Source organism: Curvibacter sp. CHRR-16 (assembly GCF_018474005.1).
GTDB lineage: Bacteria > Pseudomonadota > Gammaproteobacteria > Burkholderiales > Burkholderiaceae_C > Allorhodoferax.
In genome coordinates this window covers 485,225-500,103 of record NZ_JAHCSH010000003.1, presented here as the reverse complement: position 1 = coordinate 500,103, position 14,879 = coordinate 485,225, and the positions used below count along the sequence as shown (strand labels likewise).

Genomic DNA, 14,879 nt, shown 5'->3' with positions numbered 1-14,879 from the left:
CCTGCACACTGCAGGCTTACAAGCCCGCAAGGGCTTGCGCTAGGTCGGCAATGATGTCCTGCACATCCTCGATGCCAACCGAGCAGCGCACCAGCCCCGCCGGAATGCCCAGCGCGACGCGCTCCTGCTCGGTGCATTCCACATGGCTGGTGGTGCTGGGAATGCCCAAGAGCGTATCCACCGACCCCAAAGTCGCCGCCCGCAGCAGCAGGGCGCAGCGCGGCAACAACGCCTGCACAGCCGCTGTGCCACCGCGCAGCTCAAAACTCAAGACCCCCCCAAAACCGCGCATTTGCGCCTTGGCCACGGCATGCTGTGCATGGCTGGCCAAACCTGGGTAGTGCACACGCTGCACCGCGGGGTGCTGCTCCAGCCACTGGGCCAGCGCCAAAGCGTTGTCGTTGTGCTGGCGCATGCGCAGGTGCAGCGTTTTCATGCCACGCAGAATGAGGAAAGCGCTCATGGGGTCCAAGCAAGCCCCGTGTATCTCGCGGTACTGGCGCACCCGCTGCATGGTGGGCGCATCGCCGCAGACCACGCCGCCCATGGCGTCTGCATGCCCGCCCAAAAACTTGGTGGCACTGTGCAACACCACATCAGCCCCCAAAGCCAATGGGTTTTGGTTCATGGGCGTGGCAAAGGTGCTGTCTATCAAGACCTTGGCCCCCGCAGCATGGCCCAGGCGAGCCAAGGCGGCTATGTCTTGCACCTTGAGCATGGGATTGGTAGGCGTTTCGAGGTACAGCACATCCGCCCCTTGCGCCAGCGCACGGGCAAAGGCCTCTTCATCGGTGGTATCGCACAGCGTCACCCGCACGCCCCAGTGCGGCAGCGTGTGCTGGAACAGGTAGTGCGTGCCACCATAGGTGTCGTGCCCTGCCACCACGTGCGCACCGGGCTTTAGCAAAGCCAGCAAGGTGCTGGCAATGGCCCCCATGCCACTGGCGAACGACACCGCATCGGCCGCCCCTTCCAGCGCAGCCAGTTTGGCTTCCAGTGCCAGCGCCGTGGGATGCGCGGTATTGCGGGCGTACAAGGGGCAGTCACGCTCACCGCGCGCCACCGACTCCCAACTGGGCACATCGGGGTAGCCGTGGGCCACCGCAAACTCCACGGGCACCGCCAGTGCATCGTGGGCGCGCAAGGCGCTTTCTCCGGCCCGCACCGCCATGGTGCCGGTTTGCCATACCTGTGTCATGCTTGTCTCCACCAAAGCTGCGCTTTATAGCCGCGCAGGGTAAGCAGTTTGCGGCATGATGCAGGAAAAGAATACGGGGACAACCATGCGACTGGCTTTGCTGTCAGACATCCACAGCAATATGCAAGCCTTCGAGGCTTGCCTAGAACACCTATCAACCCAACACATTGACCACATCGCCCTGTTGGGTGATTTGGTGGGCTATGGGGCCGACCCACGCGCCGTGGTGGAACGCGCCATGGCCTTGCAAGCAGCAGGCGCGACCGTGCTGCAAGGCAACCACGACCAAAGTGCTGCCGAGCCACCTGAGCAAACACGCAACCTGGGCCAAGTGACCGCGCAGTGGACACACAGGCAATTGAACCTGGCCCAACAACGCTGGCTGCGCGATTTGCCCTTGACACACCAAATAGACGCAGCCTTGCTGGTGCACGCCAGTGCCGATGCCCCAGCGCAGTGGCGCTATGTGTACGACGAGCGCGTGGCCAGCGACAGCCTGGGTGCTTGCAGCCCCGACATCCACTGGGTGTTGGGCGGCCACGTGCACCAGCAAATGCTTTATTACAGAGGCGCTGGCGACCAACTCATGCGCTTTACCCCGCAAGCGGGGGTGCCCATTCCCGTGCCACGGCATCGGCAGTGGCTGGCCACCGTCGGCTCGGTCGGCCAGCCGCGTGACGGCAACCCCGCGGCCATGTACTGCGTGCTAGACACCAGCAAAGCCCAGATCACCTTCCACCGCGTGGACTACGACTACCTTGCGGCAGCGCAAGCCATACGCGCTGCAGGGCTGCCACCATTCTTTGCCGACCGACTGGAGGAGGGGCGATGAAACTGCTGGAACCGGGCACCGAGTTAGACGGCTTTATGGTGGATGAATGCATCCACTCCGGGGGCATGGCGCACATTTACCGCGTGCACTACAGCGATGGCAGGCCCGGCCCGGGCTTTGACATGGCCATGAAAGTGCCGCGCATGACCGCGGGCGACGGGGCCGAGAACATCGTCAGCTTCGAAGTGGAATGCCAAATCATGCAGGCCCTGAATGACCCGCACACACCCCGCTTTGTGGCTGCTGGCGACTTGCTGCGCGTGCCGTATTTGGTCATGGAGTACATCAGCGGCCGCACACTGGACGAATGGCTGGAGGAAGCGCAAAACCAGCGCCAAGCCATCACGGTGGACGAGATCGCCCGCTTGGGACTCGCCACCGCCCGCGCTGCCCACGCCGTGCACCAACAAAACGTGGTGCACCTGGACTTGAAGCCTGCCAACGTGCTGATACGCCCAGACGGCAGCGGCGTGCTGCTGGACTTTGGCCTGTCTTGCCACGCCCAGTTTCCCGACCTGCTGGCCGAACAACTGCGCAAAGCCATCGGCTCGCCCGCGTGGATAGCGCCCGAGCAAGTGGTGGGTGTGCGCGGCGACCCGCGCAGCGATGTGTTCGCCATCGGCGTCATGCTCTACCAGTTGTGCACCGGAGAACTGCCCTTTGGCGCGCCCACCACCATGGGCGGCTTGCGCCAACGGCTGTGGATGGACCCGGTGCCGCCGCGCCGCCTGCGGCCCGACATTCCCGCTTGGCTGCAAGAAATCGTCCTGCGCTGCCTAGAGCCCGAAGCGGCCAAGCGCTACCCCTCGGCTGCGCATTTGGCGTTCGACTTGGCCAACCCCAGCCAAGTGCACGTGACGCGGCGCGGTACGCACACCGAAGGCACACCGTTTCGCGTGCACTTCATGCGTTGGCTGCGGGCTGCGGGCATGCACTACCAACCCAGCCCCATGGCGGCGCAGCAGATTGAGGAAGTGCCCATCGTCATGGTGGCCGTGCCACACCAAGACGTGAGCGATGCCACGCTGTATTCGCTGCGCCAAGCGGTAGCCCGCTCCATGGGCACACGGCCCGGCGCGCGCTTGGCCTGCGTCACCGTCATATCGCCGGGTCTGACCAGCAGCACCGATGCCAGCAAGAGCGAAACGCTGGTGCACCGCCGCTTCTTGAGCAAGCTGCGCCAGTGGGCCGAGCCGCTGGACTTATCGGGGCACCAAACCTCCTACCACGTGCTAGAGAGCAACGACACCGCCCAAGCCCTGCTGGACTACGCGCACGGCAACAACGTGAGTGTGATCGTCATGGGCGCGGCCACGCATGGCCTGAAAACCCAGCGTTTTGTGGCCACGGTGCCCATCAAAGTGGCCATGGAAGCACCCTGCACCATCATTTTGGTCAAACAGCAGTTGCCGTTTGAACGCCTGAGTGAACGCCAGCGCGCCCCAGGCGAGGCCGCTGCTGGCAGCGATGATGCGGGGCCGATTGGTTAGCGCATGAGCGCTGCACTGCCCACCAGCGCCAAGGTTTATTTGACCGCCTCGGGCATGGCTGAAGAGTGGTGGCTGGTGATCAGCCACTGTTTGCCATTCCACTTGTAGGTGTAGGTATAGCGCGCTTTGACGCTGCTGCCGTCACCAAACTTGAAGGTGTACAAGCCGGCATCCACGGCGGTGTTGCAATCAATTTCGATATTGCGCATGTCGATGGTGCCCACTGGCTTGCGCTGCAAAAAGTGCTCAAAGTAGTCCAGCTTTTCCTCTGCTGTCAGGCGCGGTTGGTTGGACACCGTGGGCAACAAAATGGATTTTTTGGCGTAGTTGGCCACCACTTTGTGCGCATCGCCGGTTTGCAGGGAAGCATTCCAGCGGTCAAACAAGGCCGCGATTTCCTTGTCATTGGTGGCTCGGCATGCCTCGCTCTTGGCCTGCGCGCCAGTCGCCAAAGTAGCCAAAACCGCCAACGCCGCCACTGTCATCGTCTTGTGCATAAATACTCCTAGGTTGTGCAAAATGCGTGTGCATGCTGGCACAGGGGCATAAAACCTTGGAACCAAATCCACTTTGTCATGAAGGGGCAATGCAAGGGTCACAATTGCAGGCTATATGCGCACCGACTCCCCCAGCCCCCACCCCTTTGACGCCCTCACGCCCGACTTGGTTCTCGATGCCTTGGACAGCGTGGGCCTGCGCGGCGATGGGCGGCTCTACCCGCTGTCGTCGTATGAAAACCGCGTCTACTTGGTGCAACTGGAGGACGGCCCCAGCGTCGTAGCCAAGTTCTACCGCCCCGCGCGCTGGAGCGATGCCCAGATACAAGAGGAACACGACTTTGCGCTGGAACTGGCCGCTGCCGAAGTGCCCATGGTCGCCCCCGTGGTGCTGCACGGCCAAACCCTGCACCACCACGGCGGTTTTGCCTTTGCCGTCAGCCCCTTGCGCGGTGGCCGCTACCCCGAGCTGGATGACTTCGAGGTGCTGGAGTGGACAGGGCGCTTCATTGCCCGCTTGCACAGCGTGGGCGAGCGCCGCGCCTTCGTCCACCGCCCCAGCACCACGCTGCAAACGCTGGGCATAGACAGCGTGCAATGGCTGCTGGAGCACGACATGGTGCCGCTGGACGTGCGCAGCGACTGGCAAAGCGCCGCCCAAGATGCTATCAATTTCATAGCTGGCCAAGCTTTACTGACGGGCTCTAGCGGCTCATTTCCCACTTATATCCGGTTGCACGGCGATTGCCATGCGGGCAATATTTTGTGGACACCACCCGATGCCGCCCCCGCTGGCCAAACCGGTGGCCCGCACTTTGTGGACTTGGACGACTGCCGCATGGGCCCGGCCATGCAAGACCTGTGGATGCTGCTCAGCGGCGAGCGCCGCCAGCGCACCGAACAACTCTGCGGCTTGCTGGACGGCTACGAGCAGGTGCGCCCCTTTCCGCGCCAAGAGTTGGTGCTCATTGAGCCGCTGCGCACCCTGCGCCTGCTGCACTACAGCGCTTGGCTGGCGCGCCGCTGGGGTGACCCGGCATTTGCACAAACCTTTGCGTGGTTTGGCAGCAGCGACTATTGGCGCAACCAAACGCAACAACTGCATGCCCAAATAGAAGCCATGCACGAACCGGCTCTGGTAGTCTGACGCTATGGACGCATTGGACGATCTCTCTTGGTGGACGATTACCTACTGGGGCACCAGCGGTTTGCTGCTGCCTGCCAGCGCCCTGCTGCTATGGGGATGGTGGTTTGGCGCTGCGCGCAGCGCGGTGGCCCACTTTGTGCCGGCTTTGCTCGCGTGCAGCGCACTCACGCTGGCGAGCAAAATCGCTTTTTTGGGCTGGGGCTGGGGCATACGCGCCATCGACTTCACGGGCTTTAGCGGCCACTCCATGCTGGCTGCGGCCGTGCTGCCACTGCTCACCCACAGCCTGCCGTGGCCTGCTGCGCTGTACCGCTGGCCACGCGGCTCTCGCTACTTGCCTGCCCTGCTGGGCGGCATGCTGTCCATGCTGGTGGCTTTTTCGCGCGTGGAACTGCGGGCCCACACACCCAGCGAAGCGCTGGCCGGCTGGCTGCTGGGCCTGCTGGTGAGCGGCTTTACGCTGCGCACCCTGTACCGCCTGCCGCCAGCACCACTGCGCCACCCCGCCCTGTTGTTGGCCCCGCTGGTGCTGCTGGGTTCGCTGCACAGCCCGGCGGCCACCTACGTCCCCACCCGCAAATTGGAAGTGCGCATCGCCCTGCTGCTGTCGGGCCGCGACAAACCCCACACCCGCGCCGAATGGAAAGCCCAAAGCAAACCCAGCCCACGCCTGTGAAGCGTTCCCAGCAAGCCACGCTCAACCTGATTGGCGCTGGCAAAGTCGGCCAAACCTTGGCCGGGCTGTGGCACAGCCACGGTTTGGTGCAAGTGCAAGACGTGTGTACACGCAGCCTGGCCAGTGCCCAAGCTGCTTGCCAGAGCATAGGCAGCGGCCATGCGGTGGAGCACATCGCCACCATGCGCCCGGCTGATCTGTGGCTGCTGGCCGTGCCCGATGCGCAAATAGCCACCGTAGCGGCACAACTGGCAGCGCCTCTGACCGGCCATTTGGCAAGGCATGCAGCGCAGCACCCGGCCCAGCCCACTGTGGTGTGGCACTGCAGCGGCGCGCAAGCCAGCACGGCCATGCTTGCTTTAGGCTCCCTAGCCTCAGAGCAGCCCTCACTGCAGTTGGCCAGCGCCCACCCTATTTTGAGTTTTGCCGATGTGCAGCGCGCCAAAGCGCAATTTGCGGGCACGCTGTGTGCACTAGAAGGCCCCCCCAGCGCCTGCGCCACCCTGGCTGGGCTGCTAGAAGCCTTGGGCGCATGCTGCTGCACCGTGGCCGCGCACGACAAATTGCTCTACCACGCAGCGGCGGTGTTTGCCACCAACTTTGTGCCCGTGCTGCAGCAGGTGGCCGAGCAAGCCTGGCTGGCCAGTGGCGTGCCGCCAGAGGCCCTGCCGGGACTGCGCGAGCGCTTGCTGCGCAACGCCGTGGACAACGTGCTGGCCTTGGGCCCCGTAGGCGCACTCACCGGCCCTGCGGCCCGGGGCGATACCGCCCACATTGCCGCGCAAGCGGCCAGCGTCAGCCAGTGGAATGCCGATGCTGGTGCGGCTTATGAGGCTTTGAGCCGCTTAGCCCTGTCGATGCGGCCCAACACCACCACACGCCAGCCATAAGCCAGCAGCCACAGGCTGGCCCACGCCGCCAGCACGTGCTCGTACAGAGCGTTGTCGGGGAAGTCGATCTCGTCGGTCAGCATGATGTACACCGCCACCAGCATGAGCGCCGCCACCGCCCGCAGCCCCCAGTGGCGCGCTTGCAGCCACTGCGGCCCCATGCGCACCAGCAACAAGCGGTGCCCCAGCACGGCGGCCAGCAGGCCCAGGCAGGCCCCCACCGCCACATCACCGGGCCAGTGCGCCCCTACAGCGATGCGGGCCAACCCCGTCATGCCCGCCAGCAACCACAGCCAACCATAGCGCCAGCGGCGCAGTGCAGGCAGTGCAAAGTAGATGCCGCCCACCACGGCAAAGGCCGTCAGGGTGTGGCCCGAGGGCATGGACACGTTGTGCAGCCACTCGCCCACCACGCGCATTTGGCTGTTGTCCACCACCGCAGCGGGGCGCGGGCTCTCTATCAAATCCTTGCCCAAGCGCGCCAGCACCATGGCAAACGGTGCCGCACACAGCCAGCCCCACAGCAAACGCGGTGCCAGCAGCAACAAGGGGGCGCTGGCGGCCAGCACCATCCAGGCATTGCCAATATCCGACCAAGCCACCCACCAGGCCGCAGGCAACGCAGCGCCCCAGCCGTTGATGGCCAAAAACATGCCGGGTTCCAACCAATGCAGCCACAAAGGCGCGCCCAGCAACAGCCCCAGCGGCACCAGCCACAGCACATGCCACGATGGCGCGTTGGCTATGGGGTCGCGGGCGCACTCTTGCGCCGATGGGGTCACTGTAGCGGCAGATAAAAAAGCGAACAAACGATTCAGCACGATCACTGTCCAGTGGGTGTCAGACGTGGTTGGGGAACACCCGCCCAGCCCTTGCAAGCCCAAAAACGAAAACGCGACAGCGGCAAGCCCGCTTGGCGCACGGTCCATTCGTCAAGCATACGGCAGCTGGTAAAGCCCCCGGGCTCGCTACTGTTGGCCGCTATTGCGGCAGCATCGGCACCGGGTGGCAAGGTTGTGCGCAGCGGCACTTCATAGGCCATGTGTGACCAGTCCAGCAGCAGCGTCGCTTCGTCGCTGCGCAGCGGTGTGCTCCACCAGTCAAACTGGCTTTGGCCCGGTGCCAGCACATGCACGGGCAGCGGCGCGCCATACCAAGCGATGCGGCTGGCCAGTGTCCAGTTTTGCACGCTCACGCTGGTCAAGCCTTCTTGCTGCGCCAGTTGCAAGGCATGCTGGCCCGCACTGTCCCAGCCATACAAGTCGGCAAAGGGGTTGGCTGGCGTGGCGGGCCAAGCATCGCTGCGCGCCAGCAAGGGCCGCCCAGCGCTCAGCGTGAGGCCCAGCAAGACCAACAACCACAGCAGCTGCACCAGCACCAGCGCGCTGCACAGCGTGCGTCGCCAGCCTGTGCAGCGGCTCAAGGCCCACCCAGCTACCGGGGCCAGAACCACCCAACTCGGCGCTGTCCAATGCGGCAAACTGGAGCCACCGCCAGCCATGTAGGCCAGCAGCAACCACGGCCACACGCCCACCATGCCCAGCGCCCACAAGGGCAGTTTGCGCAAGGGCACTGCTGCAGCGCCATCCGCAGGCACCGCACTGGCACGACGGCTGTGCCACAAGCCCGGCAATGCAGCCCACAGCAAAGGGCCATAGAGCAGCACTTGCAGCACCACAAAACGCACCAACTCCAGCACCTGCCAGTGGCTGCCTTTGCCATGCGCCAACTGGTAGCGGAAAGAGGCCCAGTCGTTGGCAGCATTCCAAGCCAGCACCGGCGCAATGCAGACAGCCGCCAGCAGCAAAGCGGCCCACAGCGCCGGGCGGCGCAGCAGCGCCCAGCCGTGCTGGTACAACAGCACCGCCGCTATGGGTAGCAACGCAAACGCAGCGGTGTATTTGGATAAACCTGCCAGCCCCAGCAACAGCCCTAGGCGCAACCAGGCTGGCCAGCGCTGGACTTGGCGAGGATCGAGCAAACTCCACACTTGGGCCAGCAAGCCCACCAGCAGCGCCATGAGCAAGGTATCGGGCAGCATGCCAACAGCCAGCACGTGCAACAGCGGGGCCAAAGCCAAGGCCAGCAAAGCCCACATGCCCGCAGCCGCGGCGTCACCCGCATCCGGGTCTGCCGCACGGGCCCAACGCAGCGCCAAGTGGTACACACCCCACGCCGTGAGCAACCAGCACAAAGCTGGCAACACACGCAGCAACCCCACGGGTGCGCCCAGCGCTACCAGGGGCCACTGCACCCACCCCACCAGCGGTGGGTGGTCAAAATAGCTCCAATCAAGATGGCGGGCATACAAGAGGTAATGCGCCTCATCGACCGACAAGCCCATGACAACGCCCAAGCCCACATGCAGCAGCGTGATAAGCAATAGCAAAAAACTTGCTTTAGCAGAAAGTCGTAAACCCTTCATGACGCTGTAGAATTTTCCTGTCGTTGTTTCCAAGATGTGAGCATCTTCTATGTGTCAGCTACTCGGCATGAACAGCCATTTGCCCGCCAGTCTAACCGTCAGCTTCAGCGGTTTCACCCAGCGTGGCGGCTGCACCGACCACCATGCCGACGGCTGGGGCATCGCGTTTTTCGAGTCCGAGGGTGATCAGCCAGGCCGCCGCGCCCGCCAGTTCATGGACAAGCAGAGTGCGGCCACTTCGCCCATTGCGCAGATGCTCAAAACCTACCCGATCAAGAGCCACAACGTGATTGCCCACGTGCGCAAGGCCACCATCGGCGCGGTCACGCTGGAAAACTGCCACCCCTTTACCCGCGAGCTGTGGGGCCGCTACTGGGTGTTCGCCCACAATGGCGACTTGAAGAATTACCAACCCAACTTGCACTCGCATTTTCACCCCGTCGGCAGCACCGACAGTGAACGCGCTTTCTGCTGGCTTTTGCAAGAGCTCAACAAAGCCCACGCCAGCATGCCGTCGGTACAGGAAATGACGCACACCTTGGCCGAACTGGTGCCGCAAATTTCCTGCTACGGCACCTTCAACTTCTTGCTCAGCAACGGCGAAGCCCTGTGGGCGCACGCCACCACCAAGCTGCAGTACGTGCTGCGCCAGCCGCCCTTCCCAGAGGTGCAAATGCGCGACGAAGATGTGGCCGTGGACTTGGCCAAGCTCAACAGCCCCGAAGACCGCCAAGTCATCATCACCACCGAACCCCTGACCGTGAACGAACCGTGGGTGGCGATGCAAAACGGCGAGTTGCGCGCTTTCGTGGATGGCCAGTCAGCGGTGGTCAAGCACTGCCCGCCCACGCATTGGGTCAATCCACCGGTAGACGCGGCTGCGCCAGCCGCCGCCTGAAACCAACCGCAGTGTGGCTAGCCCCCCTCCTGTGGGGTATCGGGCGGCAGCATCCCCTCGACCATGGGAAAGTGCTCGCGCATGCTGCTGATGAAAGCCTTGAGCCGCGCAGCCGGAAATGGGCTGTGCGGGTAGACCAAGCTCAAGGGCAAGGGGGCCGCATACCAATCTGGAAGCACCTGCACCAAACGCTGGCTGTGCAAATGCTCAGCCACCGCCCACGCTGACACAACGGCCAGCCCCAAGCCCTGCACTGCGGCATTGCACAGGGTGTGCAGGTTGTCCGTGACCAGACAAGGGCGAATGTCAATGCTGTGCGTGGCACCTGTCTGGCGCTGCCTGAGCTGCACGGTGTGGCGGTAAAACGTGTCCATGGCCAGCCACGGCAAGTCTTGCACGTCCGCTGGCCCCATGGCATTGGGCAGTGTGTGCTGGTGCAAGAAACTGGGGGCGGCCACCACGATGCGGTCTATCCAGGCCATGCGGATTGCCACCACATGCGGCGCATGCACCTCACCCACGCGGATGCAGCAGTCGATGCCATCGGCCACAAAGTCCGGCATGCCATCGCTCAGATACCACTCCACCACCACCTGCGGGTGCTGGCGCATAAAGCCGCCTAGGGCCGGAATCAATTTTTCCTGCCCAAAAACCGTGGGGACACGCACGCGCAAGCGCCCCTGCAATTGCAAAAGGCTGCCACGCAACGAAGCCTCCATGGCTGCCCACTGTTCAAGCAAATCTTTGGCCTGCTGGTAGCAACGCTCACCATCAACCGTGAGCTGCAGGGAATGGGTAGAGCGCTGCAGCAGTTGCATGCCCCAATAGCGCTCCAATTGCTTGAGCCTGCGACTGACCGTTGGCTGGCTGGTTCCCAGCACCTGTGCGGCCCCCGTCAGGCTGCGGGACTCCACGATGCACACCAGCGTGCGCAGCAAATCCAATCTATCCAGGTTGATGTCGGCAGTCATGCGTTGAACGTATGGAAATTATGCAATTCATCGTACTACACACATATTGCATGCACCGAGAGAATAATGGCTATGACCCATACCCCTTCCCCATCCTTGGTGACCCTGCTGGCTGCTGGAGCCGGCTTGGGCGCATCCACCCTGTACCTGAGCCAGCCGCTGCTCAACACCATCGCACTGGATATGCATGTGGCCTCGACCGATGTGGGGCTGCTGCCCACGCTGACGCAGCTGGGCTATGCCAGCGGCATTTTTTTCCTGATTCCCTTGGGCGACAGGTGGGATAGGCGCTTGCTCATTGGTGGCAAGGCCATTGGCTTGGCTTTGGCCTTGCTTGCCACCGCCGTGGCACCGGGCATCCACGCGCTGTGGCTGACGGCTTTGGTCACAGGCTTGCTGGCCACACTGGCGCAAGACATAGTTCCTGCTGCTGCCATGCTGGCCGCCGATTCTGAGCGTGGCCACGTGGTAGGACGGGTGATGACGGGCTTGTTTGTGGGCATCTTGCTGTCACGGGTGTTTAGCGGCCTGCTGGGCCAAGCTTTGGGCTGGCGCGCTGCTTTTGGCGTGGCGTCCACCTTGGTGCTGGTGGTTGGGGTGGTGTGCGCGCGGGGCTTACCGCACATTCCAGTGCATTCAAAGCTAACGTACGGGGCTTTGCTGGCTTCGCTCTGGGGGCTGTGGCTGCGTTACACCGACCTGCGCAAAGCCGTGCTGGCGCAAGCTGCTTTGTCGGTAGCTTTCAGCGCTTTTTGGTCCACTTTGGCTATTTATTTGGGCCAGCACCACCACTTGGGCAGTGCCGCCGCCGGAGCCTTTGGGTTGGCTGGTGCTGCCGGTGCGCTGGCAGCCCCTTGGGCTGGCAAATGGGCAGACCGGCGCACCCCCCATTACGTTGTGCGCTGGGGGGTGCTGATCAGCACAGGCTCTTTTGTCGCGTTGCTGCTGGCGGCTGGTTTGCCAACGGGGGGGCAGTTGGTCGTTATCGCTGCAGTGGCGGTGCTGTTTGACTTTGGGACACAAATCGCCTTGGTCGCCCACCAGACCAGCATTTACAAGCTGGAAACGGCGGCCCGCAGCCGCCTCAATGCGCTGCTGGTGACTGGCATGTTCTTGGGCATGGCGCTAGGCTCTGCGCTTGCCAGCCAGCTGTATGCCGTGTGGGGGTGGGTGGGAGTAGTGGCTTTGTGTATTGCCGCTACCGCCACCGCGCTGGGCTTGCGCTGGAAGGACTGAGGGGCAGGCGCAAAGCCTGCCCCTCACCCACAGCGACCGCAGACGCTTATTTCACCAAGCCTTCGGCAGCCAAGGCTTGTTGCACAGCGGGGCGCGCCATCATGCGTTGCATAAAGGCATCCAGCGCAGTTTGTCCGGGCAGCTCGGTTGGGATGAAGTTGCGCCACAGCAAAGTCACGAACAGGTATGCATCGGCCACGCTAAAGGTTTCGCCATTGACCCAGGTGGTCTTGTCCAGACGGGCATTCAAAACAGCGTATTTGCTCACCAAACGCTCCGTGAAGAATGCCTTGGTCGCATCGTCAAAAGTGGGGTTGAAGCGGGGACTCCAGCCTTTGTGGATTTCGCTGGCGATGAAGTTGAGCGTCTCTTGCAAGCGCACACGGGCAAAGCTGCCTTGGGCAGGAGCCAGCGCTGCAGCGGGGGCTTGGTCAGCCACGTATTGCAAGATAGCGGCCACTTCGGTCACGCGTTCGCCATTGTCCAGCTCCAGCACAGGCACGGAGCCTTGGGCATTGACGGCGCGGTAGTCAGCACCGTTGTCGTAGGTTTTGGCCATCAAATCCACTTGGGTGGAGGTGAAAGGAATGCCGGCCTCCAGCAATGCAATGCGAACAGCCAGAGAGCAAGCGCCAGGCGCGAAGTACAGTTTCATGATCTAAGTCCTTGGTGTTTATTTATCGAAAGCGCCCATTTGGTAGAGACCACCAAACCAGTCTTCCACGTGCCATGTTTTGGCCACCAGACCGTCTTTGTTGAACTCGTGGATATCGATGGTCATGAGCTTGATTTTGCGGCCCTTGGCAGGAAAACCTGCAAAGCTGCCGATGTTGGTGGCTTCAAAAGTGGAACGCACCACCACCTTGTTGCCTTCTTCAATGACGTCTTCATTGGTCATTTTCATGTTGGCAAAAACCTTGGCGTACTGGGGAACCAGTGGCTTGAAACCCGCCAGGCCGGGGCCTTGTCCGGGGTTCATGGGAATGTCTTCCCAGTTGGGGGCCAATACTTTGTCGAGCAAATTGGCGTCAGACTTCTCGAACGCGTCGTAGAAAAGGCGAATCTTTTCTTTTTGCGTTTGCTGGGCCATTGCCGATGGGGCAATGAACGCAACAGATGCAACAGCAATCAGTGCTTTGGCAACGATGGTAGCTTTCATGGCGGACTCCTCAATGTTGAGTGGGTTAAAGCCGCAGTCTGTTCAATCAAACCTCTTGGCCAGAACCTGAACGATATGGGGTTTCCAGCAAGAAATCATCCACTGTTTTTTCAAGCATGAATTTACCAACAGTAAACGATCAAATGGATTGCGTGGCGTCAATCGCCCGCGCCAGGAAAACCACTGTGCGCCAAGTAGTCCAGAAAACTGCGCACCTTGGCCGGCAAAAAACTGCGATCCGGGTACACCGCTGACAAGGGTATCGATGGGCGCACCAGATCGGGCAACACGTGCACGAGTCGGCCTGCGGCAATGTCACCATCGACCAACCAATGCGGCATAAAGCTGTAGCCCATGCCCTCCATAGCGGCGTGCATCAGCAGTGCCTCATTGCTAGAGAGCAAAACGGGGTGGAATTGGATTTCGTGCGGGCCTTGCTCTGTCTGCAAACGCACCCGCCCATCGCGCGCCACTTGGGTATAGGCCAAGAAAGGAGCGCCATCCAAATCCGCTAGCCCAGCAGGATGCCCGTGCTGCTGCAGCCACGCGGGCGCAGCAACCAAGCGGAATTGGATATCACCGAGCTTGCGCGCAATCAGTCCCGGTTCGAGGGACATGCTGACACGGATAGCCAAATCGAAAGCGTCCTCCACCAAGCCCACCGGGCGGGGGTTGAAATCCAACTCCAGCAATACATCGGGACAACGCTGCTTGTACTGCGCAGTGAGTTTGGCAAAAGCTTGGTTGGCCATCCACACTGGCAGGCTCACGCGCAAAGTACCCGATGGGCGAATCACGCTTTGCGATAGCTGGGCTTCCACCTCATCGAGTCCACCCAGCAAAGGGCGCATGCGCTGCAAGTACAAAGCGCCGGCCTCGGTCAGGCTCACATTGCGGCTGGTGCGGTTGAGCAAGCGAGCCCCCACACGCGCCTCGATGTGCTTCACATGCTTGGTGACCATAGCAGGCGACATGCTGTGGCGCTCAGCAGCCGCGCCAAAACTTTTCAGCTCCGCCACCGTATCGAGCACGCGCAGACTGAGCAAGGTATCCATGGCAATGCTCCTGTAGCGCGCCTAGAGCAAGCGGCGCTCGCCCAATTGAAACCAGGCCTTGGTGATCTTGCCCTGCTCCACTTGGTAGATGCAGACCACATCCACCTCACCCTTGCCCTCGGGGAAATTGCGCGTCACGGTTTCGTGGTCAATGACCATCTGCCCCAGCACGATGCGGTGCAAGAGCTGGCCATGCAAGTCCGGCTCTAAAAAGCGCTCCACATGGCGTGCGCGAATGGCCTGCGCCCCATCGGCCAACAAGGTACTGGGCCAAGCGTAGTACTGGCAGTCATCGGCCCACCATGGCATAAAAGCGTCGATATCACGCGCGTTGTAGGCCTTGAGCTGCTGATCGACCGGATACTGCGGCAAGCTTTCGGAATGGGCAGGCAGTTGGCTCATACA

16 protein-coding genes are annotated in these 14,879 nt (G+C 62.2%); 7 read left to right on the top strand and 9 right to left on the bottom strand.

The window, feature by feature from the left end; all coding sequences use genetic code 11:
* Window positions 1-16: 16 nt before the first annotated feature.
* Window positions 17-1,198, bottom strand: a complete 1,182-nt coding sequence (locus tag KIK84_RS09205; protein WP_214122765.1) for a PLP-dependent transferase — start codon at window positions 1,196-1,198, stop codon at window positions 17-19.
* A gap of 85 nt (window positions 1,199-1,283) precedes the next feature.
* On the opposite strand from KIK84_RS09205, the gene KIK84_RS09200 reads away from it, so the two are divergent.
* Entirely contained in the window at window positions 1,284-2,030 is a 747-nt protein-coding gene (locus KIK84_RS09200) for a metallophosphoesterase family protein (RefSeq protein WP_214122895.1), read from the top strand.
* Window positions 2,027-3,520: a bifunctional serine/threonine-protein kinase/universal stress protein gene (locus KIK84_RS09195; protein ID WP_214122764.1), complete on the top strand. Its 1,494-nt coding sequence runs from the start codon at window positions 2,027-2,029 to the stop codon at window positions 3,518-3,520. The genes KIK84_RS09200 and KIK84_RS09195 overlap by 4 nt, the downstream gene beginning before the upstream one ends.
* Before the next feature lie 35 nt (window positions 3,521-3,555).
* On the opposite strand, the gene KIK84_RS09190 is transcribed toward KIK84_RS09195, so the two are convergent.
* Window positions 3,556-4,017, bottom strand: a complete 462-nt coding sequence (locus tag KIK84_RS09190) for an SgcJ/EcaC family oxidoreductase (RefSeq protein ID WP_214122763.1) — start codon at window positions 4,015-4,017, stop codon at window positions 3,556-3,558.
* A 115-nt stretch (window positions 4,018-4,132) separates the two neighbouring features.
* On the opposite strand from KIK84_RS09190, the gene KIK84_RS09185 reads away from it, so the two are divergent.
* From KIK84_RS09185 to KIK84_RS09175, 3 genes are read left to right on the top strand one after another with little or no spacing between them, the layout of a single operon-like run.
* Complete coding sequence (locus tag KIK84_RS09185; RefSeq protein ID WP_214122762.1) at window positions 4,133-5,164, top strand: serine/threonine protein kinase; 1,032 nt, start codon at window positions 4,133-4,135, stop codon at window positions 5,162-5,164.
* Between the two features lie 4 nt (window positions 5,165-5,168).
* Complete coding sequence (locus KIK84_RS09180) at window positions 5,169-5,840, top strand: phosphatase PAP2 family protein (RefSeq protein WP_214122761.1); 672 nt, start codon at window positions 5,169-5,171, stop codon at window positions 5,838-5,840.
* Window positions 5,804-6,730, top strand: a complete 927-nt coding sequence (locus tag KIK84_RS09175) for a Rossmann-like and DUF2520 domain-containing protein (RefSeq protein ID WP_214122760.1) — start codon at window positions 5,804-5,806, stop codon at window positions 6,728-6,730. Before KIK84_RS09180 ends, KIK84_RS09175 begins: the two co-directional genes overlap by 37 nt.
* Here KIK84_RS09175 and KIK84_RS09170 read toward each other — a convergent pair.
* Both KIK84_RS09170 and KIK84_RS09165 read right to left on the bottom strand, forming a co-directional pair.
* Complete coding sequence (locus KIK84_RS09170) at window positions 6,667-7,551, bottom strand: phosphatase PAP2 family protein (protein WP_214122759.1); 885 nt, start codon at window positions 7,549-7,551, stop codon at window positions 6,667-6,669. The two genes, KIK84_RS09175 and KIK84_RS09170, sit on opposite strands and share 64 nt — an antisense overlap.
* Before the next feature lie 2 nt (window positions 7,552-7,553).
* A complete protein-coding gene (locus KIK84_RS09165) occupies window positions 7,554-9,119 on the bottom strand; it encodes a glycosyltransferase family 39 protein (RefSeq protein WP_214122758.1) in 1,566 nt (521 codons plus the stop codon).
* Between the two features lie 85 nt (window positions 9,120-9,204).
* Between KIK84_RS09165 and KIK84_RS09160 the strand changes: the two genes are divergently transcribed.
* Complete coding sequence (locus tag KIK84_RS09160; RefSeq protein ID WP_214122757.1) at window positions 9,205-10,053, top strand: class II glutamine amidotransferase; 849 nt, start codon at window positions 9,205-9,207, stop codon at window positions 10,051-10,053.
* A 17-nt stretch (window positions 10,054-10,070) separates the two neighbouring features.
* Here the strand turns inward: KIK84_RS09160 and KIK84_RS09155 are convergent, their stop codons facing one another.
* Window positions 10,071-11,024, bottom strand: a complete 954-nt coding sequence (locus KIK84_RS09155) for a LysR family transcriptional regulator (protein ID WP_214122756.1) — start codon at window positions 11,022-11,024, stop codon at window positions 10,071-10,073.
* Between the two features lie 72 nt (window positions 11,025-11,096).
* On the opposite strand from KIK84_RS09155, the gene KIK84_RS09150 reads away from it, so the two are divergent.
* Window positions 11,097-12,260: an MFS transporter gene (locus KIK84_RS09150; RefSeq protein WP_250207867.1), complete on the top strand. Its 1,164-nt coding sequence runs from the start codon at window positions 11,097-11,099 to the stop codon at window positions 12,258-12,260.
* Window positions 12,261-12,306: 46 nt separating this feature from the next.
* Here the strand turns inward: KIK84_RS09150 and gstA are convergent, their stop codons facing one another.
* The 4 genes from gstA to KIK84_RS09130 form a co-directional block, all read right to left on the bottom strand.
* The gene (gstA, locus tag KIK84_RS09145; protein ID WP_214122754.1) at window positions 12,307-12,915 is read right to left on the bottom strand and encodes a glutathione transferase GstA; all 609 of its coding nucleotides are present in this window, start codon (window positions 12,913-12,915) and stop codon (window positions 12,307-12,309) included.
* Window positions 12,916-12,933: 18 nt separating this feature from the next.
* Complete coding sequence (locus KIK84_RS09140) at window positions 12,934-13,419, bottom strand: ester cyclase (protein ID WP_214122753.1); 486 nt, start codon at window positions 13,417-13,419, stop codon at window positions 12,934-12,936.
* Window positions 13,420-13,577: 158 nt separating this feature from the next.
* The gene (locus KIK84_RS09135; protein WP_214122752.1) at window positions 13,578-14,474 is read right to left on the bottom strand and encodes a LysR family transcriptional regulator; all 897 of its coding nucleotides are present in this window, start codon (window positions 14,472-14,474) and stop codon (window positions 13,578-13,580) included.
* Window positions 14,475-14,495: 21 nt separating this feature from the next.
* Window positions 14,496-14,876: a nuclear transport factor 2 family protein gene (locus tag KIK84_RS09130; protein ID WP_214122751.1), complete on the bottom strand. Its 381-nt coding sequence runs from the start codon at window positions 14,874-14,876 to the stop codon at window positions 14,496-14,498.
* Between the last annotated feature and the right edge of the window lie 3 nt (window positions 14,877-14,879).

Coding starts and splice junctions, on each gene's coding strand:
- KIK84_RS09200 (WP_214122895.1), top strand. CDS start 1,284: ATGCGACTGGCTTTGCTGTCAGACATCCACAGCAATATGCAAGCCTTC.
- KIK84_RS09205 (WP_214122765.1), bottom strand. CDS start 1,198: ATGACACAGGTATGGCAAACCGGCACCATGGCGGTGCGGGCCGGAGAA.
- KIK84_RS09155 (WP_214122756.1), bottom strand. CDS start 11,024: ATGACTGCCGACATCAACCTGGATAGATTGGATTTGCTGCGCACGCTG.
- KIK84_RS09135 (WP_214122752.1), bottom strand. CDS start 14,474: ATGGATACCTTGCTCAGTCTGCGCGTGCTCGATACGGTGGCGGAGCTG.
- KIK84_RS09150 (WP_250207867.1), top strand. CDS start 11,097: ATGACCCATACCCCTTCCCCATCCTTGGTGACCCTGCTGGCTGCTGGA.
- KIK84_RS09180 (WP_214122761.1), top strand. CDS start 5,169: ATGGACGCATTGGACGATCTCTCTTGGTGGACGATTACCTACTGGGGC.
- KIK84_RS09175 (WP_214122760.1), top strand. CDS start 5,804: ATGGAAAGCCCAAAGCAAACCCAGCCCACGCCTGTGAAGCGTTCCCAG.
- KIK84_RS09140 (WP_214122753.1), bottom strand. CDS start 13,419: ATGAAAGCTACCATCGTTGCCAAAGCACTGATTGCTGTTGCATCTGTT.
- gstA (WP_214122754.1), bottom strand. CDS start 12,915: ATGAAACTGTACTTCGCGCCTGGCGCTTGCTCTCTGGCTGTTCGCATT.
- KIK84_RS09130 (WP_214122751.1), bottom strand. CDS start 14,876: ATGAGCCAACTGCCTGCCCATTCCGAAAGCTTGCCGCAGTATCCGGTC.
- KIK84_RS09195 (WP_214122764.1), top strand. CDS start 2,027: ATGAAACTGCTGGAACCGGGCACCGAGTTAGACGGCTTTATGGTGGAT.
- KIK84_RS09190 (WP_214122763.1), bottom strand. CDS start 4,017: ATGCACAAGACGATGACAGTGGCGGCGTTGGCGGTTTTGGCTACTTTG.
- KIK84_RS09160 (WP_214122757.1), top strand. CDS start 9,205: ATGTGTCAGCTACTCGGCATGAACAGCCATTTGCCCGCCAGTCTAACC.
- KIK84_RS09185 (WP_214122762.1), top strand. CDS start 4,133: ATGCGCACCGACTCCCCCAGCCCCCACCCCTTTGACGCCCTCACGCCC.